Source organism: Bacillus sp. SD127, assembly GCF_058566445.1.
The window spans coordinates 3213958-3235786 of the sequence record NZ_CP191226.1 but is presented as its reverse complement, the minus strand read 5'-3'; the positions used below and the strand labels follow the sequence as shown (position 1 = coordinate 3235786).

The window sequence follows — 21829 nt, the reverse complement described above, 5'->3', positions numbered from 1 at the left end:
AATGCTTTTGTGCTTTTGGGCACGAAAGCATTATATCAGAAAAAAACGAAAATCCGTGTTTTTTCACAATTATGAATATAAAAAAGCGAGCACGTGGCGTGCTCACTTTACGATCAGAACCGGTATATCTGATTTCGCCGAAAGCTTTTCACTTACACTTCCAAACAAAAGTTTCTTCAGTCTGTTTTGGTCTCTGCTTCCGGTTACAATCAGATTGGCTGAAACCCGGTTGGCATGCTCGATAATTGATTCAGCCGGGTCACCTTCCAATATATCGATATCTCCCTCTGTCTGCTGATCATTCAGCATCATTCTGGCTTCGGCGATGACTTCTTCCGTACGGTCTTCATAAATCATTGGCTCCGGTGGCGCAACATCTGATATCAGCGGGTCAGGAACACTTGTCATGCCTCCGCCAATATAGCTTGCCCCTGCTGCGGGCCTCGGCGGGTCGATGATGGTCTGGTTGTCTTTCATATCATGTGAATGGGCGACTGTAATGGCTGCATTTACCGTTTTCGCAAGATCAATGGCTGTCTGAAGCGCTTTCTTACTGTTTTCACTTCCGTCAAACGCAACAATAATACGGTCAGCATGAAACATCATTCTCACCCTTTCAAAAAACGTCGTACAATACAATACCCGACATCATATCTATTTAATCTTTTCTCTGTTCAAGTAATGATTGACAAAAAAAGGTTTTGTTTATATTATGAAAAAAGAGTGAAAAATCAGAATGAATGGAGGGTTTGCTATGCCAAGGAATGATATGTCTTACAGAACAGTTTCATATTGGCGCGGCAAACCCTTATTCTGTTTTTTTGAATTGGGTTAATCCGCGCGCCGAAAAGCGCTCTGTACATCATAATCGATAACAAAAGGCATGGAGCTGACGCTTCATGCCTTTTTTATATACAAAATCTTAAGAAAGACAGGTGTATCGGATGTGAAGACAGATACAGAGGCAAGGATTAGTTATGACAACCTGAACGAAAAGAGCTGCAAGGAAAAAATAGAAGGCGGCTGACGAGATAAAGGAGATGGGGATGGATGTTTTCAGTATTGAAAAAGCTGGGCTGGTTTTTTAAAGCCTACTGGCTGCGCTATACCATTGCGATTGTGCTTTTATTATGTGTAAATGTACTTGAGATGTTTCCGCCTAAACTGTTGGGGAACGCCATCGATGATATGAAATCGGGGGAGTTTACCTCAGGCGGGCTGCTGTTTTATGTCAGCGTATTTTTAGGTTTGACGGCGGTGGTGTATATCATGTCTTATTTTTGGATGCACCAGCTGTTCGGCGGAGCGAATGTGATGGAAAAAATTCTCCGCTCAAAGCTGATGGGCCATTTGCTGAAAATGGCGCCGCCGTTTTATGAAAAATACAGAACAGGAGATTTAATGGCGCGGGGGACAAATGATCTCCAGGCTGTCAGTTTAACGACGGGTTTTGGCATTTTGACATTAGTCGATTCCACAATGTTTATGATGACGATCTTTTTGACGATGGGGTTTTTGATCAGCTGGAAGCTGACGCTTGCAGCCATAATACCTCTTCCCATTATGGCTGTTGCGATCAGCATATACGGAAGTAAAATTCATGAAAGGTTTACAGAGGCACAACATTCTTTCGGAGCGCTGAATGACAGGGTGCTCGAATCGGTCTCGGGTGTGAGAGTGATTCGCGCTTATGTGCAGGAAACGAATGATGAACGCCGTTTTAATGAAATGACGGCCGATGTGTACCGGAAGAATATGAAGGTAGCCTTTATCGATTCTCTGTTTGAGCCGACTGTTAAGCTGCTTGTCGGCGCCAGCTATCTGATTGGGCTGGGGTATGGAGCGTTTCTTGTTTTCCGTAATGAGCTGACGCTTGGCGAGCTTGTTTCCTTTAATGTCTATTTGGGCATGATGATTTGGCCGATGTTTGCGATCGGTGAATTAATTAATGTGATGCAGCGCGGCAACGGGTCCTTAGATCGGGTAAATGAAACCCTTTCTTATGAACCGGACGTGACAGATCCGAAGCGGCCGTCTGATTTAAAAGAGCCTGGAGATATCGTTTTCAGCCATGTCAGCTTTACATACCCAAGCTCAACAAATGTGAATATTCAAGATATTTCTTTTGCCGTGCGAAAAGGGCAGACTGTCGGGATTGCCGGTAAAACAGGGAGCGGTAAAACGACGATCATTAAGCAGCTTTTGCGCCAGTATCCAGCCGGTGAAGGGAGTATCACATGTTCAGGTGTGCCGATTGAGCAGATTCCTCTTGACCGGCTCCGCGGATGGATTGGATATGTGCCGCAGGATCATTTACTGTTTTCCCGGTCTGTAAAAGAAAACATCTTGTACGGAAAGCTTGACGCAAGTGATGCTGAGGTAAAGAAGGCTGTTTCAGAAGCTCATTTTGAAAAAGACTTGCAAATGCTTCCGGCCGGTCTGGAGACAATGGTGGGTGAAAAAGGCGTCGCACTCTCTGGAGGGCAAAAACAAAGAATTTCAATCGCGAGGGCGCTGATGGCGAATCCGGAGATTTTAATCCTGGATGATTCTCTTTCCGCTGTAGATGCAAAAACGGAGGCGGCTATTATCAGCAATATCAGGAAAAACCGCCAAGAGAAAACGACATTTATTCTGACGCATCGTTTATCAGCTGTGGAGCATGCCGATCTCATCCTTGTGATGGACGGCGGCGTGATTTCTGAGAGAGGCACACATCAAGAGCTGATGGCCAATAACGGATGGTATCGGGAACAATACGAAAGGCAGCAGCTGTTCACTGCAGAAGAAGGGGGAGCAGGGGCATGAACACGGGAAAAACATTATGGAGATACGCACTCCTATATAAAAAATTGCTGATCACTGCCGTCCTGTTACTTGCGATTGCAGTCGGGGCAGAGCTGACCGGACCGTTTATCGGCAAAAAAATGATTGACGACCACATCCTCGGCATTGAAAAAACATGGTATGAGGTCTCGGAAAAAGATAAAAATGCAGTTGAATTTGACGGCACCTCCTATGTCAGGGAGGACCGGATGCAGGGAGCGGCTGCTAAAGAGAAAGAAGCGCATATTTATCAAGTGGGAATGGCGTTTTATTTCGTTGATCAGGCTGTCAGCTTTGACGGGAACAGAACGGTTTCTGACGGAAAGCTGACGATCACTAATGGGAATGAAAGCCGGACGTATCCTGCTGAAAAGCTGACAAAGCAGGAGATTTTTCAGTTCTATAAGCCGGAAATGAAGGGGATGACGTTTCTTGTTTTTCTGTATGCCGGTTTGCTTGTCTTCTCGGTATTTTTCCAATATGGGCAGCATTATTTATTGCAGATGAGTGCCAACCGCATTATTCAAAAGATGAGACAGGATGTGTTTTCCCGCATTCAGAGACTGCCGATCCGCTATTTTGATAATCTTCCCGCGGGCAAAGTAGTCGCAAGAATTACAAATGATACCGAGGCAATCAGAGATTTATATGTGACAGTGCTGTCGACGTTTGTGACAAGCGGCATATATATGATCGGGATATTTACGGCGTTGTTCCTGCTGGATGTAAAGCTCGCGTTTTTATGCTTGGCGATTGTGCCGATCATCTGGCTGTGGTCGATTATCTACCGGAAATACGCTTCCTATTACAATCATCAAATCCGTTCGATCAATAGTGACATTAATGCAAAAATGAATGAGTCTATTCAAGGCATGCCGATCATCCAAGCTTTTCGCCATCAAAAAGAAACAATGAGAGAGTTTGAGGAATTAAATGAATCTCATTATTACTATCAGAACAGGATGCTGAATTTAAACTCCTTAATGTCACACAATCTTGTGAATGTGATCCGCAACCTTGCGTTTGTCTGTCTGATCTGGCATTTTGGCGGCGCAAGTCTAAACGCGGCAGGAATTGTTTCCATCGGTGTGCTGTACGCGTTTGTGGATTACTTAAACCGCTTATTCCAGCCGATTACAGGTATCGTCAATCAGTTTTCTAAGCTGGAACTGGCGCGGGTGTCCGCCGGGCGTGTTTTTGAACTGCTTGAAGAAAAGGAAACGGAAGAAACGGGTGAACCGGCGAAGGAGCGCGCGCTGGGGCGGGTTGAATTTAGAGACGTATCATTTGCTTATCAAGAAGGACAAAATGTTTTGAAACACATTTCCTTTACAGCACAAAAAGGCGAAACTGTAGCGCTTGTCGGCCATACCGGATCAGGCAAGAGCTCGATTTTGAATATTCTCTTCCGCTTTTATGATGCGCAAAAAGGGGATGTGCTCATCGATGGGAGAAGCATTTACAGCATGTCAAGGCAGGAACTTAGATCCCATATGGGGATTGTGCTGCAGGACCCGTACTTATTTTCAGGAACAATCGGTTCTAACGTCAGTCTGGAGGATGAAAGAATTTCAGAAGAAGACATCATAGAAGCACTGCGGCAAGTTGGGGCTGAGTCGCTTCTTGAAAAGCTTCCGAAAGGCATCAGCGAACCTGTCATTGAAAAAGGCAGCACGCTATCCTCGGGAGAGCGGCAGCTCATTTCCTTTGCAAGAGCTCTGGCGTACGATCCCGCCATTTTGATTTTGGATGAAGCAACGGCGCATATTGATACGGAGACAGAGGCTTTGATCCAGAAGGCACTGGATGTAGTGAAACAAGGGCGCACGACATTTGTCATTGCACATCGGCTTTCAACCATCAGAAACGCGGATCAAATTTTAGTGCTTGAAAAAGGAGAAATTGTTGAGAAAGGGAATCATGAGGAACTAATGGCGTTAAAAGGGCAATATTATCAAATGTATGAGCTGCAAAAAGGACAGAGGCACTCCATTGCATAGTTTTCAAAAACCCAAGACATTCAATGTTTTGGGTTTTTGTACGCATTAATAAGCCAGTCCTACCCGGCAGCCGATATAGTCTCCTGTAAGAAGCTCGTGATACAGAAAAGCCGCAGTGTCGCCGACAGTGATCTTTTTGCCTTCCGCCGGCAAGACGTTGCGCTCTGCACGGTATTCACCTGCTGCTTCTCCGTCGGGGAGATATGTGGGGCAGATCATGGTCCAGTCTAAGGACGAATCTCTAAGCATTTCATATACCTTTGCATGCTCCTTGGCAGCGCGGGTCAGCTTTCGTTTTGATTCATTTGTTTCAAATCGGTATTTTCCTGGTTCAAATCGTGAATTAAGAATGCCCGCGGTGCCGATCGTTATGAGCCGTTTGATATGCTTTTCCTGCATAATGGCAAGAATATGTGTCATGGCAGCTGACAACGTATCGTCGCCATCTGTACCGAGACAGCTGATGACGATCTCAGCATCCTTCATAACTTCTTTCACATCTTCTCGGCAGCGGGCATTCCCGATAACGATCCGTTCTTTCGGCAGGCCAAGTTTATCATTCGATGATCTGATCAGAGCGTAAATATCCAGTTGTTCATTGGTGCCTGCCAATCTTAAAAAGGCTTGTCCGACACGGCCGGTTGCGCCAAATAAGGCAATTTTCATGAAAAAACCTCCTCGCCCCTCATTATAAAAGGATGTACTCAGTTTGAACAGCGCGGGAAAGAATACCTGTACAAAAAGACAGAACGATGGGAAACATATTCATTAATCATGGATATACTTACGAACTGCACCAGCTCCCAATTCACAATAGCGATGAATGGCACCTTGATTCCCTCCCTTTTCTCCTAGGATATGTGGTGTAGGAAAAAAGGGTGACAAATATAAAGAAGGCGCGGAAACCGCGCCTTCTGTCAGCCATTTATTGAATTGTTATTGTACGCGTCCGCCCATGTTCTGCTGAGCGAAAGATACTAAACGTTTTGTGATTTCTCCTCCGACAGAACCGTTAGCGCGGGAAGTCGTATCCGCTCCAAGGTTAACGCCGAATTCAGAAGCGATTTCAAGTTTCATTTGGTCGATAGCCTGAGCTGCGCCAGGTACTAGTAATTGATTTGAAGAGTTTTGGTTTGCCATGTGTAAAATCTCCTTTTTTATTTGATATGGTTGGGTTAACTGGAGTTGCACCAGTCTGTGGACCCGTCTCGGGTGTCACTGCCGTCTCGGCGTAACCCAATGCTTTGCCGGCTTGTTACTACGTATTATGTTAGATTTGACTGAAACTCATGCGGGGATTTTAGTGGTAAATCTTGAGAAGGCATAAAAAAAGCTTAGCCGCTCAGGCTAAGCTAATCGTAAATATGAAAAAGCATCAATTCATGTATCTCGTTTTTGAGTGCAGGCTCATCAGCACGGGTGGGAAACAAATCTCCCCATTCAATCTCGCCGCTTTTATGATAGATGCCCTCGTAATGCATGCCTTTATAGTAAAACGAAATTGTCCATCCGGGCAGTTTTTGTTTTTGAAACAAAGGTTTCCAGCTGAAATGAGAAATCATCAGGGGCCACGCTCCTTGAAATTGATATCAATTGACATGGATACGGACGAATTACATTCATTGTATCATTGTTGCAAAACATCATTGAAGGGGCTTTATGATGAACTTGTCCTTGCGTTGAATAAACTTCAAGCCCGCTTTTACATAAAGCGGGCAAATTAGGATGGCCACAGCGATTCATGGGAGGTAATGGCCATCTTCGAAAGATATGAAGCATATTCAAAGCTTCTTCGTTTTGTCAAAGAATCGACAGATTGCAGACTCGGATGAGAAAAAATACTGCGGCCCGGACGTGAATTCGCTTCAAACATCCATACCTTACCATTTTGGTCAATGCCAAAATCAAAACCGATCTCGCCGATGAACCCTTCGATATGGTCATGGAGCACTTGGCTGGCAGTCAATGCCGCCGCAGAAAGCTTTTTAATGACATGTATTCGTTCCGCCGGATCATCGTATACTTCGGCCAGCGTTTTCACTTTTCCGCCATTCGATAGGTGTGTTGTAATGCTGTTTTCTCCTGAAATTTTTACTGCGATGGCGGTCACAGTCCATTTCCCTTTACTGTTTTTATTCGTATGAACGCGGAAATCGGCTGGTTTTCCCTGAAATTCAATCAAATTTACCCCTTGCTGAACGAGAAAGACAGCGGGATCATGCTGTTTTTGAAATTCATCCAGAAATGCGGAAGCATCGGGATAGTCGATTGAAGAAAAAGATTTGGCATCATTTGTATGTTTCACAGTCAAACCGGATTTTGTTTTGGCGAGCTGATAAATCCCGGTGCCGAGTGCTCCGTCCGCCGGTTTTATATAAACCTTGCCGAATGAATCACTCAGCTCTTCAATCCGCTCAACAGTAGGATGAAGGATTGATTTCGGTAAGTAAGGAGCCGTTCTCGGGTCTTTTTCCAGCAATTGATGAACATCCCATTTGTTGAAAAATGTTTTATTGAACCATGGGATTTGATATTCATTGATCAGCCGGTTTTTTGTATTCTGCAAGACAATTGAGTTCTCGATTTTTCTATTCGGCAAACGGTCATACACGACGTTCGGCAGCGGGACAATGTGTTTCTCCCAGCCATTTTCCCTGTATAGAAGCGCTTCAATCGTCCCTTCCTGCCAATTGATTTGGTGCGCGCCGAACACGAAGCAATAGCTTCCTGTTTGTTCATGCAAAGTGAGCAGTTTAGAAAAAAAGAGAGAACGGTCCTTAAAAGGGCGCTCAAGTGATGCGGTAAACCCCGCGGTGAAGATGCCGATTAACGGACCAATGTGCACCGAATGATCATGAATGAGAATATCAGCCCGGCTGCGATGCGGTATCAGCAGTTCGTGAAACAGATTTTCAGAGAGGAGCACTGTCTGTTCGAGATTTCGTCTGAAAGTAACATGGCATCTGACAACCTTCGTTCCGAATGAGGCAGACAACAGGCCGTCTTGCTTCATTGCGGAGGGCAGAAACAGAGTATTTTCACTGTTTTTGTCTATGCCGATCAAAAACCGTTTACGATTCACGCGGAAGGACTCCTTTCTGGTTTTGCAGCGAAAATAGAAATTTGCACCGCTTAAGAGGACAAGTATATAGATGTTCTTTTTTCTCAGGAGAAACATGAAGTATTGATTTTCTGCCTGGTTTAGAATTGATATCAAGGATCCAGATCCTCCCGTCCTTCGCAAGGCATATATCCAGACCGAGTTCAAATAATGGCCCGTATCGCTCATCAAGATAATACGGAACCGATTGGGTAATCGAGAATACGTCATCCAGTAAGACTACCTGCTGTTTTTTCGGGATATTTTCAAACCATGTATCAAATGTAAGCGTATCCGATCCGCCTGATAAATTGGCCAGCAGCCCGTTTTTGTATCCGCGTCTCACTGCCTTTCCGACGGTATGCCATTCACCGTCCTCATTTTTTTGCATAAACAGCCGGATATCACAAGGGTATTGCTCCTTATCTTGGATATTTAAATAAGGCTGCATCAAATATTGGTGCTGAAGCACTTTTTTGCACCAAGTTTTAAATGAAGCTTGGTTGGAAAAGGATTTTGTCTGTTTATCCTTTCCGATATGGTAGGTGGCGGTTATGTTTTTCTTGCCAAGCTCCAGAAGTATCACGCCTCTGCCGCCAGCACCGAACGCTGGCTTTAAAATACAGGCTTTTTCTTTCAATAAATACGAATGGATTTGTTCAAATCGGCTCACTTTCATGGTTTCTGGAATGTAAGGATTGATCACAGAATGCTCCTGCAAATCTTGAAACACAGTCCATTTATCAGGAAGACCCCGCCCGATAAATTCGGTTTTCGGATATTTTTTGAGCCATTCAACGATCGGCTTTGCTTTTTGTGATTGTGAATCCTTCCCATAAAAGCAGCGGTCATAAATATAATCGGGAATCGCAAGTTCTGTTTCGTTCCAATTGCTGCTCGCTGGATGATAAACCAGCGCTTTGACACGCAGGGTGTCGGGCAAAATGTCAAACGGTGTAAAGCGGATCAAACGTATGCCGAATTCGGGCGCTCTTGTAGCCAATTCTGCGGAATAATCCTGCTCGTGCTGGCGGGTTAAGGACATAAAACCGAGTGTTATCATGGTGAGACTCCCCCTTTTATTAAAAAGCTGCCGGCCGGTGTCAGCAGCTTTACGCTTCAAAAAACATCAGGAACACAGCTGTCGGTAGTCTACTTTACAGATTACGATTCAGCATCTTGCCCTATTCCTGTTAAACAAGCTGATTTTATGGCCATATGTTTTGTCTCCTTGTTTGCTAAGTGATCACACCAACCTCTATAATACAAATAGGTCATTCTATTTATGAAAAAGTAAAAGCACAGATGGAGGCAGATGAGCAGGAATGGGTATTGCAGGAACCTTTATATTTATGATCGTGATCGGCGCAGTTATCGGCGCGGTGACCAATCATTTAGCAATTCAAATGCTATTTAGGCCATATAAGGCATATTATTTGTTTGGAAAACGAGTCCCTTTTACTCCGGGATTGATTCCAAGAAGACGTGATGAGCTTGCGAAACAAATGGGGCTGATGGTGGTAAACCATTTATTAACGCCTGAGGGTATTAAAAAGCGGCTTGTTTCAGATTCAGCCAAAAAGCAGGCGCTTCAAGTCGGAGAACAGCTGATTCAAAACCTGTCGCTATCTGAAATGACAGTAAAAGAAGCGCTTGAAAAAGCCGGAGTAAAGCATCCGGGTGAAGCGGCAGACGCTTGGATCAGCCGCTGGACGGATGATAAATTGAATGAACTTTTCCGCCGATATGAGCATCAAACGTTAAAGGAAGCACTGCCATTGGAAGTGCAGGAAAAGCTAGAAGAGAAGATACCGATGATTTCAGGCTATATTTTGGCGCGAAGCATTCATTATTTTGAAAGTGAAGAAGGAAAAATCCGTCTCGGCAATATGATTGATGATTTCTTAAAAGAACGCGGTATGCTTGGAAGCATGGTGCAAATGTTTCTCGGCAATTCAAGCCTTGCTGATCGCGTGCTGCCGGAGCTTCTGAAGTTTTTGCGGAATGAGGAAACGAATAAGCTGCTTTCTGATCTTCTGAAAAACGAATGGGGCAAGCTGAAGGAGTATACATTTAATGAAGCGGACGAAAAATGGAACGCAAAAGTACTAATCTTTAGCCTGAAACAAAGAGTGCTGCAAGCATTTTCAACTGCTCCGTTTTTTGAAAATACGATTGGCTCGCTTACAGCCCGCTATGAAAATGATCTGAACCATCGTATCCTGCCGGCGCTTTTAGACAAATTGCTTGAGGGGATTTCAACCAATCTTGAAAGTGTATTAAAACGAATGCGCCTTGAGGAAATTGTAAAGGAGCAGGTGGATCAGTTCCCGGTACAGCGTCTTGAAGAAATGGTGCTGTCGATTTCGAAAAAAGAATTTAAAATGATAACCTATTTGGGCGGCCTTCTCGGCGGAATCATAGGTGCAATTCAAGCGTTGTTTGTCATCCTTTTTTAAGAAGAAACGGGTTTCGATTAATGAAAGGAGCTCCATAGTCTGTTATAGTGGAGTGGTATGTCAATCGGCAATAATGAAAGGAGCTATTTACAATGGCTGTTAATTTTTATGATGTAGCGTATGATCTGGAAAATGCATTGCGCGGGAGCGAAGAGTTTACCCGTTTAAAAAACCTGTACGATGAAGTAAACGCAGACGAGTCTGCGAAACGAATGTTCGAAAACTTCCGTGATGTGCAGCTGAGACTTCAGCAAAAACAAATGGCTGGAGAAGAAATTACAGAAGACGAAGTGCAGCAGGCTCAAAAAACCGTTGCGCTTGTGCAGCAGCACGAAAAAATCTCTCAGCTGATGGAAGCGGAGCAGCGTATGAGTATGCTGATCGGCGAATTAAACAAAATCATCATGAAGCCTTTAGAAGAGCTTTACGGCAGTGTCGAAGGCTAATCATTCAAAATCCCTTCTGGAAAAGAAGGGATTTTTTTATTCGTTTAGCAAACTAGAAAATCCAGCGATTTCTTTACCTCTCCATTGATGATTACTGATAATGTATGAATTCCTTTGTAATGTTTTCTTGTAGATAAATCCTTAAAGGTTTGTGTTTTGGTATATGATTTTGTTTCGTTTTTTCGTATATTCGTTTCTGTTATTTTAAATACCTTTCGATGATGCTGGCCTCTGGCTTTTACGTAATCAATGGCGTACTCAATTCTTACTTTCTGATCCCTGTCTGAATGAATGTGAAAAGTAAACTTGAGGGTTTCGCCAATAGAAATACGGCTGGACTCGCACGTTAATTCTTGCAGTTGAATCGAGTCAGCATCGTGATAGCCAAAAAGCGATAAAGCCTGTTTATCGCCTTTTTTTAACAAGGTCCGGTAAGCGTGTTTGATGATCCAGTCTGTATGAGGATGTGTTCCATACCATTGTTCTGCGACTTTTCTCAGCAAGTGAGGATGCGTTTTTGATATATCATTAAGGTTGTTGGCCACACTTTTTCTCACATACAAAGACTCGTCCTGCATCAGCTGCTCGAGGATCGGCAGCACGGGGGAGGGGTCCGATTTCAAAGCGGGTATCGATTTTCCCCATGGGAGGCGGGGCCTGCTTCCTTCACTCGCAAGTCTTCTTACGTGCTCATTTTCATGCTTAGACCATATCAGGAATTGTGCAATCATTTTTTCCTGATTTAAAAGCAAAAAAGGTCTCACAGCAAATTCTGAAGTGGAATATGCCGTAAAGTATTCTAACGCCTTCATTGAATCATCCCAATGCTCTAAGCCGTAATGCTCCACATAATCAGGAAATATGATTCCGCTGAGTCCCTTAAAATGAGGAGCTGCATCCCATAATACTGCAAGCGCTTCGCCATAATGTTTCGGCAGTGTTTCGTATAAAGCAACGGTAATGCGGCGCATGCGTTCTTTTAATGCGAGCCCAGGCCATTCTCCCGTCATTAAGAGTTCCTCGAATTTGTCTTTGTTGAACGCTGGATAGGTTTCTTTTACAGTATCTGTCAATCGAGAGATCAGTTCTTGATTATAAATTTCTTTTAATACAGTCATTGGACCACCGCTTTTTTCATTTAATGTTTATATTGTATACGAATGTACGTTCTTATTCAAGTGGTGAAATCCAATAATTAACATTACACGCTACCTTAGTTACACAGATATTGGTTACTTTTTTTAGTTAAAAAAACCCTTGTCATCTGCAGAGAAAACTGGGATAATAACATTGAAAGCGCCTACACTTACCTATTTCAAATGGATACGGTCGCATATCATGCCGTTATATAGAGGGGATAAGCAACAGAGAGTAAGTGTTCGGAGCGCATCATTGGTCAAATAAGGGGTTCCTGATACATGATTTTTCGTAAGTAAATCGAAATAACGATATTAGGGAGAATGGCTGCTTCGATCGTATCCTATTATGATTGCGTATATAAAGTCTGCTGAGTCAGGCTTTTTTTGCTGTACAGAAAAGGTTGTTCTAAACACAGAGACAGGGTCATATCCTATACACAAGTACAGTCATCAAGGAGGGGAACATCTCTGTGTCTAAACAATTGCTTGCCTTAAACATAGATGGAGCGCTGCTTCGGTCGAACGGGAAAATTCATCAGGCAACGAAAGACGCGATTGAATATGTTAAGAAAAAAGGGATTTACGTCACACTTGTCACCAACCGCCATTTTCGCTCAGCTCAGAAAATAGCAAAATCGCTGAAGCTTGATGCAAAGCTGATCACCCACAGCGGCGCCTATATCGCTGAGAAAATAGACGCGCCCTTTTTTGAAAAAAGAATTTCTGACGATCATACTTTTAATATCGTTCAAGTGCTTGAGAGCTATCAATGCAACATCAGGCTTCTTCACGAGAAATATTCGATTGGAAACAAGAAAAAGGTCAATTCAAATTTGCTTGGGAAAGCGCTGATCCACCCGTCAGATCCCATCTTTTACCCGGTTCAGTTTGTTGAATCGTTAAGCGATCTTCTGATGGATGAACCGGTGAGTGCGCCCGTCATCGAAGTATATACAGAACACGATATTCAGCAAGACATTACAGAAACGATTACAAAAGCCTTCCCGGCGGTTGACGTGATTCGCGTAAACGATGAGAAGATGAACATTGTTCCAAAGGGAGTTTCGAAGGAAGCGGGCCTTGCACTTGTTGCTTCGGAACTGGGGCTGGGGATGGAGGATGTAGTCGCTATCGGCCATCAGCAAGACGATCTTCCGATGATTGAGCTTGCCGGACTTGGGGTTGCAATGGGGAACGCTGCACCGGAAATAAAGAGAAAAGCAGATTGGGTCACAAGGTCAAATGACGAGCAAGGCGTCGCATATATGATGAAGGAATATTTCCGTATGCAGCAGCGAAAAGGGTTCCTCGATAAGTTCCACATGAAACGCGTATAAAAAAAGCCGCTCGCGCCCAAACAGGTGCGGCGGCTTTTTTGCCGGATTGATTTTAGCTGTTTATTTCTGTACACTAAAGAAAGTTTTGAATCTGATAAATTAGGTGATGAAGTTGCAAATTAAAATAGAAGGCATACACGATGACCGCCTTCATCGGCCACTGCAAAATATCGCAAATTTGTTTTATGAGGAATGCGGTCTTGTCTACGGCGGAGAGGAGCCGGCGGATCTTGTCATCTCTTTAGCGTGCACGCAAACGGATGAGCATGTGACGGTTTCAGGAGAAGTGAAAGGAACCGGAATTAAGGAACACCATACTAAATCTTTTTCTCCTGATATGAATGAAAAAGAAGCTTTCAAACAAGTAAAAAACACAATTTCTTATGTTTACTTAAATCTTCTTCAAGCGCATACGGGCATGACGCAAAAGTGGGGAATCCTCACGGGAATCCGCCCGACCAAGCTGCTTCATAAAAAGCTGCAAAGCGGGATGCCGAAGGAACAGGCGCATGCAGAATTGAAAAAAGACTATTTAATTCATGATGAGAAAATCGAATTGATGCAGCAAATTGTCGACAGGCAGCTGGCGGCAGTTCCTGATTTGTATCAAGTAAAGGACGAAGTCAGTATTTATATCGGCATTCCTTTCTGCCCGACCAAATGTGCGTATTGCACATTCCCTGCATACGCTATCCAAGGACAAGCAGGCAGAGTCGGCTCATTTTTATGGGGGCTGCATTACGAAATGCAGAAAATCGGCGAATGGCTCAAGGAGCATGACGTCAAGGTCACAACCATATATTTTGGCGGCGGGACGCCTACAAGCATTACAGCGGAAGAGATGGATCTACTGTATGAAGAAATGGTCCGCTCCTTCCCGGATGTGAAAAACATTCGGGAAATTACTGTGGAAGCCGGCCGCCCCGACACGATTACTGAAGAAAAACTTGCCGTGTTGAACAAATATGATATTGACCGGATCAGCATTAACCCGCAATCCTATGAAAACGAAACGCTCAAAGCAATCGGCCGTCATCATACGGTGGAAGAGACCATTGAAAAATATCATCTGTCACGCCAGCACGGCATGAATAATATCAATATGGATTTAATTATCGGTTTGCCTGGCGAAGGCGTGAAGGAGTTCAGACACAGCCTCTCAGAAACCGAGAAACTGATGCCGGAATCGCTGACTGTTCATACCCTTTCCTTTAAGCGGGCGTCAGAAATGACAAGAAACAAACATAAATACAAAGTTGCCGGGAGAGAAGAGGTTTCTCAAATGATGGATGATGCGGTAGCTTGGACGAAAGAACATGGATACGTGCCTTATTATTTATACCGCCAGAAAAATATTCTTGGAAATCTGGAAAACGTCGGGTACTCGATTCCGGGCCAGGAAAGCATCTACAACATTATGATTATGGAAGAAGTGCAGACGATTATCGGCATCGGCTGCGGTGCGGCAAGTAAATTTATTGATCCGGATACAGGGAAAATCACACACTTTGCCAATCCGAAAGACCCGAAATCATACAATGACCGATTTGAGCACTACACGGACGAAAAGATCAAATATTTAGAGCAGATTTTTGAGAGAACGACAAAGCAGCACTGATCACAGTGCTGCTTTTTTTTATCCCCGCTGTTTTTTCACAGGCTGAACGTCCGGCTTCCATTTAAACACCTTGTTCAGCTGGCGGTAAATCCATTTTGACTCTTTTGTTAATAATGGCCCCAAAATCGCCAGAATGAGGACATATAATGCGGCGAACGGCTTTAATGTGGCTGACAGGCCGCCGGCTATGCCGAGGTTGGCAACGATAATCGAAAACTCACCCCGTGATACGATCGTAAGACCGATATTGGATGAGGCTTTATGAGAAAGCCCTGCGCGGCGTCCAGCCACCATTCCGGCGATAAAGTTTCCGAATATGGTCAGGATCACAGCTCCCAATGCCAGCCAAACCGCTTCACCAAGTGAAAAAGGGTCTATGCTGAGGCCGAAGCTGAAAAAGAACATCGCGCCGAAAAAGTCGCGAAACGGAACGACAAGGTGCTCAATCCGATCGGAATGCTCTGTTTCCGAAAATACCAAACCGAGCAGCAGCGCGCCGATGGCTTCTGCCACATGAATTGTCTCTGAAAATCCGGCGATGAAAAAGAGCGCTGCAAAAATGACGATAATAAACACTTCGTTCGAGCGAATGTCCAACAGCTTATTCAAAAGCGGCGGGAGCTTTCTGGCCGCGATAAAAAACAGCAGCATATAGCCAAATGCGATCAGAATGGACAAAAGCGCACTCCCGACTGATGTCGCGTCTCCAAGCACAAGGCCGGAAACAACAGACAGATACACGGCAAGGAAGATATCCTCAAACATAATAATGCCGAGAATCAGCTCTGTTTCCGGGTTGGCCGTTCTTTTTAAATCGACCAGCACTTTTGCGACGATCGCGCTTGAAGAAATGGTGATGACGCCTGCCAGCACGAGGACTTCCAGAAAAGAAAACCCGGTGATAAAGCCATAAAGCAGTCCGAGGCTGAAGTTAATCAAAATATAAATTGATCCGCCAATTGCGATGGATTTTCCAGACTTGATCAGCTTTCCGACAGAGAATTCAAGTCCGAGATAGAAAAGGAGGAAAAGCACGCCCATCCGCCCGAAAAACTCAATGATTTCACTGCTTTCTATAAACGTGAGGTCAATGATCCCGACTTTAGGGGCATGAGGGCCAAGCAGCATCCCTAAAATAATGAGAAACGGGATAATTGAAAACTTAATTTTATTTGCGATGACACTGGCAATTGCCACAAGCACAAGCGCGGTTCCGACTTCAAAAACAAGATGATCCATCCGCTGATCACACGCCCTCTCTAGAAAGAAAATCATGAGTCAGTTTTTTCAGATGCTTTCTTTCACCTGAGAGGACAAGGGTATCATCTTCTTCAATCACCGAGTCAGCGCCTGGATTTAAAAACTTTTGCTGGTTGTGTTTAATGATGGCGATGACAGTGACATCATAGTTTTGACGGACATCAAGTTCGCCGAGGGTGCGCCCGATTGACTTCGCGCCTTTTTCCACCTTAAACCATTCAATAATGAGGTCGCTAAACGCCATCTCGATGGATTCCAGCGCCTGCGGCTTATAGACCATGCCGCCTAAAATGGCTGCAATTTGCCTTGCTTCAGAATCATCCAATGAAATATTGGAAAGAAGCTCATCCGGATCCCGATCATCAAATCGATAGATTTCTCTTCTTCCGTCATCATGAATGATAATCGTCATTTTTTCGCGGTTTCTTGTTTCAATTTCAAATTTTTTGCCGATTCCCGGCAGATCGTTTTCTTTTATATTCAATGAAAATCCCTCCGAATGTAGTGTTGGCATAAAAGATAGGGTACAAACAAAACGATATACATTCATATTCGGAGGTAATTAGACTGGTATTTGACAGGGACGGCACAAACCCTTTCCAGCCTGTTGATGTGAGGATCATCAAGCGGCTTGACAGATAACGTTCTGATAGACTGCGCCAATGGATTGTACTCTTTCATAAACTCCGCCAGATGCAGACTGCCCGGTGACGGCGTTTTGGCTGATTGTGATTCTTTCGGATATGAGGACATTGGCACATAGCTGTCAGTGCTTGCATCAAACTGTGAGGGCAGGGCCACGTCAGAAGGGGGAAAGCACACCATAAATAAGCTTAATAGAAAGCTGATCAGCAATTTATCCATGTTACCTTCCCCCTTTCTCATTCTATATCCCTTCCATTTCACTATATAAAACTTTATGTTCCCATTCAAATGATATGCATTTTTCAGTATCTATTGACCTTGAAAAATAAAAAAGGTTTCTTTAAGGACGGTGGGGAATGTATATGAGAAAGAAAAAAGAAAGCGTATACATGGAGGTGTTTCATATGGATTATATTCAATATGAACTGAAGGGGCCTGTGGCAGAAATTGTGCTGAATCGTCCTGATGCTCATCACGCCTTGAATGAGCAAATGCTTTTCGAGCTGAAGGAGGCGTGTGAAAAGGTTTCTGAAAGCGAGGCGCTCATCGTCCTCCTGAGAGGTACCGGAAAAGGTTTTTCGGCAGGCGGCGATATACGGATGATGACCTCTGAGCATGACCCTGATCAATTTAGGCAGCTGATGGATACGATCGAAGCCATTACTTTAACGTTATACGAAATGAAAAAAGTGACAATTGCCGCTGTCCATGGTGCTGCCGCTGGGCTGGGCTTGAGTTTAGCACTTTGTGCTGACATTGTGCTTGCGGAGAAAAATGCCGTCCTTGCAATGAACTTTATCGGCATCGGCCTTGTTCCTGATGGCGGGGGACATTATTTGCTGAAAAAAAGGCTTGGGGAAGCGAAAGCGAAAAAGCTGATTTGGAGCGGGAAAAAGCTATCCGCTGAAGAAGCGGCTGGCATGGGTCTCTTGGATGGAACATTTAACGGAGATCCTGCGGAAGGTGCAAGACCTTATGTTGAAACGCTTTTAGCCTCGCCCTTATTGGCAATGATTGAGACGAAAGCCATTTTTCAAAGCCTCCATATTGATGAATTGAAGAAGGTGCTGGCTCTTGAACGAAGTGCCCAGGAGAGAATGAGGAGGACGAAAGATCACCAGGAAGGAATCCGTGCATTTTTAGAGAAACGGGAGCCGAAGTTTCAAGCATAACAGATCAGCCGGGAAGCTGATCATCTCTGAAACAAAATCAGCTTTCCGGCTGCATTCACTAAACGATGGGTATGACGATGAAGCTCTTTTTCCTTTAATAGGGCTTCACCCTGCTGTTTTGCCGCATCTTCGTTTTCTGCGTCAAATCGCTCGTTTATCAGTGTTTCTCCCGAAGGATCAAAAGCCGTAAGAAAATACTCCGCCATTATATTTCGCCTCCAACTTCATCATTTATCGTTCTTTCTTCATTTATATTCTAAATAGCAAACCAAAATCCTTTATTATGTTTTAACCAAATATAGTATATAATGGGGCAGGGAAGGAGGAGATTCGGTGCTGACGATTGATCACGTAACGAAGACATTTGGAGATTATAAAGCGGTTGACGGTTTGAATCTGGAAATTCCGGAACAGCAAATGTTTGGCCTCTTAGGCGCAAACGGAGCGGGAAAAACGACGACCTTTCGCATGATTCTCGGCTTATTAAGCATTACGGAGGGTACGATCAGCTGGAAAGACCGTCCCGTCAACTACAGTATGAGCAACAAAATCGGATATTTGCCGGAAGAGCGCGGACTTTATCCGAAAATGAAGGTAAAGGACCAGCTTGTCTATCTGGCAAGATTAAAAGGCATGGAGAAACGCGAAGCCGTAAAAGAGCTCGGAACATGGCTTGAACGCTTCAATATAACAGAATACGAGAATAAAAAAGTAGAAGAGCTTTCAAAAGGAAACCAGCAGAAAATCCAGTTTATTTCGTCGGTTTTGCATAAGCCTGAGCTGCTGATTCTCGATGAACCATTCAGCGGGCTGGACCCTGTCAATGTCGAGCTGTTGAAGGAGGCTGTTATCTCTTTGAAAAACAGCGGTGTCTCGATTTTATTTTCCAGCCATCGGATGGAGCATGTCGAGGAGCTGTGTGAGCACCTTTGTATTTTGCAAAAAGGGAAGCCTGTTGTGCAAGGCAGACTGAAGGAAATTAAACGTTCATTCGGCAAAAAGAATGTGACCATTCATTCCGATGACGATCTGCATTTTTTACAGGGGCATGAAGGAATTACGCAATGGAAAGAAACGGCGGGCGGCGTAAAGCTGCAAATTGCCAATGAAGACATCTCTCAAGAGATCTTCGCCATGCTCCAAGGAAAAGGATTTATTCGAAAGTTTGAGCTTGAAGAGCCGTCACTCCATGATATTTTTATAGAAAAGGTGGGGGCCGTCTATGAATAAATTTTTGATCATGCTTTCTCATACATACAAAAATAAGATTATGGCAAAGTCTTTTATTATTTCTACTGTCATTACGGTTCTGCTTGTATTGGCTGTCACCAATTTAGAATCGATCATTTCTATGTTTCAAGGAGAAGATACAAAAGAGAAAATTGCTGTTATTGATGAAACAAACGAATTATATCCGATTTTCTCAAAGCAGCTGAAAGCAGTCGATACAGATAGCGATCTTGATGTGAAGCAGTCTAAGCAATCAGAGGAAAAGGTTATAAAGCAAGTCAAAGAGGAAACGCTTGATGGGATGCTCATTATCAAAAGAGATGAAAAAGGGACGATCTCAGGGACGTACAAAGCGTTAACGATTTCGGATGAAAGCACGTACCAAACACTGCAGCAGGCGTTAACACAAACAAAAACCGCTGTTGGAACAGAGGAGCTCGGCGTTTCGCAGGAAACCATCAGCAGCCTCTATGCGCCTGTCACTGTCGGGCAGGAGGCGCTGAAAGAGGGTGCAAAGTCTGAGGAAGAGCTGGGGCAGGCGATGGGGCTTGTTTACATTATGCTGTTTGTCATATATTTCTCCGTTATTATGTATGCCAGTATGATTGCGATGGAGGTTGCGACTGAAAAATCTTCGCGTGTCATGGAAATCCTCATCTCAAGCATGCCGCCGATCCAGCAAATGTTTGCAAAGCTGTTAGGCATCGGGCTTGTCGGAATAACACAGCTTGCTGTCATTATTTCTGCCGGATATCTATCGCTGAAGCTGAACAAAACGAGCGAAACGGCTTCATCTGTCGGCGGTTTTCTTAATCTGACCGACGTTCCCGTTTCTACCGTGATATATGCTGTTATTTTCTTTTTGCTCGGTTACTTTTTATATGCGACACTGGCCGCGTTTCTTGGCAGCGTCGTCAGCAGAATAGAGGACGTGCAGCAAACGATCACACCGATGACGCTTTTGGTGGTTGCCGGTTTTATGATTGCCATGTTCGGACTAAACGCTCCGGACGCAGGATTTATTACGGTCACATCGTTTATCCCGTTCTTTACGCCGATGATTATGTTCTTGCGCGTCGGCATGCTTGATATTCCGTTTTGGCAGGCGGCTGCCGGCATCGGGATAACATTGCTCACCATTATCATACTTGCCGTCATTGGCGCCAGAATCTATAAAGGCGGCGTCTTGATTTACGGCAACTCAAGCGCGTTTAAAGCAATCAAACAAGCGCTGCGTTTGTCAAAAAGCTGATTGGAAAACAGCCTGGGGATGCTCAGGCTGTTTTTGATTGTATTCGTTTTGACAGAACGTGCATTCGTAAGAAATCGGTGCTAAAATAAGGGTACTTCATCCTGGAAAGGAGCAGAATGTTGACTGATCTAACCTTTATTCATGCGGCAGATCTTCATCTCGACAGCCCGTTTTACGGGATATCGCATCTGCCGGAACCCATTTTTGCCCGGATCAAAGAAAGCACGTTTTCAAGCGTGAGACATATCATAGACGCTGCAATCACAGAGAACGTTGATTTCGTTTTGCTGGCGGGGGATTTGTTTGATGAGGCCAATCGAAGTTTAAAGGCGCAGCTCTTTTTGAAAAAACAGTTCGATAGACTTAGAGAGTACGGGATTTCAGTCTATGTGATTTTTGGGAACCATGATCATCTCGGCGGAGAATGGACGCCGATTGAATGGCCGGAGAATGTTCACATGTTTACATCCCCAGTCCCTGAAGAAAAATCGTTTTATAAGGATGGCAGGCGCGCAGCAAGCATTTACGGTTTCAGCTATCAGACCAGAGCCGTGACGGAAAACCAAGCCGCCCGCTACCGGAGATCAACTGACGCGCCCTTTCATATCGGGATGCTCCACGGCACGTTATCAGGATCTGAAGGACACGATCCATATTGTCCGTTTACTCAGGATGATCTTGTGAAAAGCGGGATGGATTATTGGGCGCTTGGCCATATTCACAAAAGCCAGGTTCTTTCTGCCGGGAATCCGGCCGTGATATATCCGGGAAATCCTCAAGCGCGCCATATGAAGGAGACAGGAGATAAAGGCTTTTATCTTGTCCGTGTGGAGCGCGGAGATATTTCCTATGAATTTAAGAAAGCGCATGACGTCCTGTGGGAGAAAGCAGAAGTTGATGTGTCAGCGATAGAGAATATGACCGCGCTCTTTCAAATTGTCGAGGACACGTTTTCAAAGCTGCGGAAAAAAGGGACTCCTGCTTGTGTGAAGCTCGTATTACAGGGGATCGCGCCAGAATGGTTATCGGATGCGCCGAGAGGTTCACTGGACGAGCTCCTTGAAGCCTTTCAGGAGCAAGAGGTGGACGAGGAGAATTTTATATGGCCGCTCTCATTGGAAGATGAGACGGAAAATGAAGCAGAGCTTAAGAGCCTTGATCCTTTTTTTGGCGGTTTATTGGAAGACATTGAACAGACTGATCTTGCAGGCGTGCTGGAAGGACTTGAACGGCATCCTGTATATAGGAGACACGCAGACCGGTTTAGTCAAGAGGAGATAAAGGAAATAAAAGAGCAGGCACAGGTTTTATTGAAAAGACAGCTTAAGGTGCTTGAGTCATGAGG

General features: G+C 44.4%; 22 protein-coding genes. 10 read left to right on the top strand and 12 right to left on the bottom strand.

The genetic code is table 11. The features are described from left to right. Nucleotides 1–102: 102 nt before the first annotated feature. Nucleotides 103–603 carry a universal stress protein gene (locus ACQVGS_RS16910; RefSeq protein ID WP_188323802.1) on the bottom strand — a complete coding sequence of 167 codons (501 nt, stop codon included), beginning with the start codon at nt 601–603 and terminating at the stop codon, nt 103–105. Nucleotides 604–1050: 447 nt separating this feature from the next. Here ACQVGS_RS16910 and bmrC point away from each other — a divergent pair, with 447 nt between their 5' ends. Next, nucleotides 1051–2808 carry a multidrug ABC transporter ATP-binding protein BmrC gene (gene bmrC, locus ACQVGS_RS16905; RefSeq protein ID WP_491830310.1) on the top strand — a complete coding sequence of 586 codons (1758 nt, stop codon included), beginning with the start codon at nt 1051–1053 and terminating at the stop codon, nt 2806–2808. Further along, nucleotides 2805–4826, top strand: a complete 2022-nt coding sequence (gene bmrD / locus ACQVGS_RS16900) for a multidrug resistance ABC transporter ATP-binding protein/permease BmrD (RefSeq protein WP_106020636.1) — start codon at nt 2805–2807, stop codon at nt 4824–4826. Before bmrC ends, bmrD begins: the two co-directional genes overlap by 4 nt. Before the next feature lie 45 nt (nt 4827–4871). Here the strand turns inward: bmrD and ACQVGS_RS16895 are convergent, their stop codons facing one another. From ACQVGS_RS16895 to ACQVGS_RS16870, 6 genes are all read right to left on the bottom strand, one after another. Beyond that, the gene (locus tag ACQVGS_RS16895) at nt 4872–5492 is read right to left on the bottom strand and encodes an NAD(P)-dependent oxidoreductase (RefSeq protein ID WP_106020635.1); all 621 of its coding nucleotides are present in this window, start codon (nt 5490–5492) and stop codon (nt 4872–4874) included. A gap of 38 nt (nt 5493–5530) precedes the next feature. Then, nucleotides 5531–5656 (bottom strand): hypothetical protein, encoded by a 126-nt coding sequence (locus ACQVGS_RS16890; protein ID WP_081638264.1) that lies wholly within the window; start codon nt 5654–5656, stop codon nt 5531–5533. Between the two features lie 106 nt (nt 5657–5762). Further along, the gene (sspB, locus tag ACQVGS_RS16885) at nt 5763–5966 is read right to left on the bottom strand and encodes a beta type acid-soluble spore protein SspB (RefSeq protein WP_010333571.1); all 204 of its coding nucleotides are present in this window, start codon (nt 5964–5966) and stop codon (nt 5763–5765) included. 212 nt (nt 5967–6178) lie between these two features. Next, nucleotides 6179–6388, bottom strand: a complete 210-nt coding sequence (locus ACQVGS_RS16880; RefSeq protein WP_286109196.1) for a YheE family protein — start codon at nt 6386–6388, stop codon at nt 6179–6181. Between the two features lie 158 nt (nt 6389–6546). Then, on the bottom strand, nt 6547–7908 hold the full coding sequence (locus tag ACQVGS_RS16875) for a YheC/YheD family endospore coat-associated protein (RefSeq protein ID WP_024120760.1): 1362 nt from the start codon (nt 7906–7908) through the stop codon (nt 6547–6549). Next, nucleotides 7898–8989: a YheC/YheD family endospore coat-associated protein gene (locus ACQVGS_RS16870; protein ID WP_106022389.1), complete on the bottom strand. Its 1092-nt coding sequence runs from the start codon at nt 8987–8989 to the stop codon at nt 7898–7900. Before ACQVGS_RS16870 ends, ACQVGS_RS16875 begins: the two co-directional genes overlap by 11 nt. A gap of 262 nt (nt 8990–9251) precedes the next feature. On the opposite strand from ACQVGS_RS16870, the gene ACQVGS_RS16865 reads away from it, so the two are divergent. Both ACQVGS_RS16865 and ACQVGS_RS16860 read left to right on the top strand, forming a co-directional pair. Continuing rightward, nucleotides 9252–10385 (top strand): DUF445 domain-containing protein, encoded by a 1134-nt coding sequence (locus tag ACQVGS_RS16865; protein ID WP_095713720.1) that lies wholly within the window; start codon nt 9252–9254, stop codon nt 10383–10385. Between the two features lie 92 nt (nt 10386–10477). Then, nucleotides 10478–10831 carry a YlbF/YmcA family competence regulator gene (locus ACQVGS_RS16860; protein ID WP_010333576.1) on the top strand — a complete coding sequence of 118 codons (354 nt, stop codon included), beginning with the start codon at nt 10478–10480 and terminating at the stop codon, nt 10829–10831. A 44-nt stretch (nt 10832–10875) separates the two neighbouring features. Here the strand turns inward: ACQVGS_RS16860 and ACQVGS_RS16855 are convergent, their stop codons facing one another. Continuing rightward, nucleotides 10876–11949, bottom strand: a complete 1074-nt coding sequence (locus ACQVGS_RS16855; RefSeq protein WP_106020633.1) for a DNA alkylation repair protein — start codon at nt 11947–11949, stop codon at nt 10876–10878. A gap of 491 nt (nt 11950–12440) precedes the next feature. Here ACQVGS_RS16855 and ACQVGS_RS16850 point away from each other — a divergent pair, with 491 nt between their 5' ends. Together ACQVGS_RS16850 and ACQVGS_RS16845 are read left to right on the top strand one after the other, a co-directional pair. Next, a complete protein-coding gene (locus ACQVGS_RS16850; RefSeq protein WP_059336402.1) occupies nt 12441–13307 on the top strand; it encodes a Cof-type HAD-IIB family hydrolase in 867 nt (288 codons plus the stop codon). Nucleotides 13308–13419: 112 nt separating this feature from the next. Continuing rightward, nucleotides 13420–14925 (top strand): coproporphyrinogen III oxidase, encoded by a 1506-nt coding sequence (locus ACQVGS_RS16845; RefSeq protein ID WP_106020631.1) that lies wholly within the window; start codon nt 13420–13422, stop codon nt 14923–14925. Between the two features lie 18 nt (nt 14926–14943). Here the strand turns inward: ACQVGS_RS16845 and khtU are convergent, their stop codons facing one another. From khtU to ACQVGS_RS16830, 3 genes are all read right to left on the bottom strand, one after another. Continuing rightward, entirely contained in the window at nt 14944–16164 is a 1221-nt protein-coding gene (khtU, locus tag ACQVGS_RS16840) for a K(+)/H(+) antiporter subunit KhtU (protein WP_010333580.1), read from the bottom strand. Between the two features lie 7 nt (nt 16165–16171). Then, nucleotides 16172–16669 (bottom strand): K(+)/H(+) antiporter subunit KhtT, encoded by a 498-nt coding sequence (gene khtT, locus ACQVGS_RS16835; protein WP_010333581.1) that lies wholly within the window; start codon nt 16667–16669, stop codon nt 16172–16174. 62 nt (nt 16670–16731) lie between these two features. After that, nucleotides 16732–17070: a hypothetical protein gene (locus ACQVGS_RS16830; protein ID WP_081638265.1), complete on the bottom strand. Its 339-nt coding sequence runs from the start codon at nt 17068–17070 to the stop codon at nt 16732–16734. A 164-nt stretch (nt 17071–17234) separates the two neighbouring features. On the opposite strand from ACQVGS_RS16830, the gene ACQVGS_RS16825 reads away from it, so the two are divergent. Further along, nucleotides 17235–18002 carry an enoyl-CoA hydratase gene (locus ACQVGS_RS16825; RefSeq protein WP_487446128.1) on the top strand — a complete coding sequence of 256 codons (768 nt, stop codon included), beginning with the start codon at nt 17235–17237 and terminating at the stop codon, nt 18000–18002. A 20-nt stretch (nt 18003–18022) separates the two neighbouring features. Here ACQVGS_RS16825 and ACQVGS_RS16820 read toward each other — a convergent pair whose 3' ends face one another. Beyond that, nucleotides 18023–18208, bottom strand: a complete 186-nt coding sequence (locus tag ACQVGS_RS16820; protein WP_106020629.1) for a YhzD family protein — start codon at nt 18206–18208, stop codon at nt 18023–18025. Between the two features lie 127 nt (nt 18209–18335). Between ACQVGS_RS16820 and ACQVGS_RS16815 the strand changes: the two genes are divergently transcribed. The 3 genes from ACQVGS_RS16815 (at nt 18336) to ACQVGS_RS16805 (ending at nt 21827) form a co-directional block, all read left to right on the top strand. After that, a complete protein-coding gene (locus ACQVGS_RS16815; protein ID WP_106020628.1) occupies nt 18336–19232 on the top strand; it encodes an ABC transporter ATP-binding protein in 897 nt (298 codons plus the stop codon). Further along, nucleotides 19225–20484 carry an ABC transporter permease gene (locus ACQVGS_RS16810; protein ID WP_024120770.1) on the top strand — a complete coding sequence of 420 codons (1260 nt, stop codon included), beginning with the start codon at nt 19225–19227 and terminating at the stop codon, nt 20482–20484. The genes ACQVGS_RS16815 and ACQVGS_RS16810 overlap by 8 nt, the downstream gene beginning before the upstream one ends. A gap of 116 nt (nt 20485–20600) precedes the next feature. Further along, nucleotides 20601–21827 (top strand): metallophosphoesterase family protein, encoded by a 1227-nt coding sequence (locus ACQVGS_RS16805; protein WP_255003839.1) that lies wholly within the window; start codon nt 20601–20603, stop codon nt 21825–21827. Nucleotides 21828–21829: the final 2 nt, after the last annotated feature.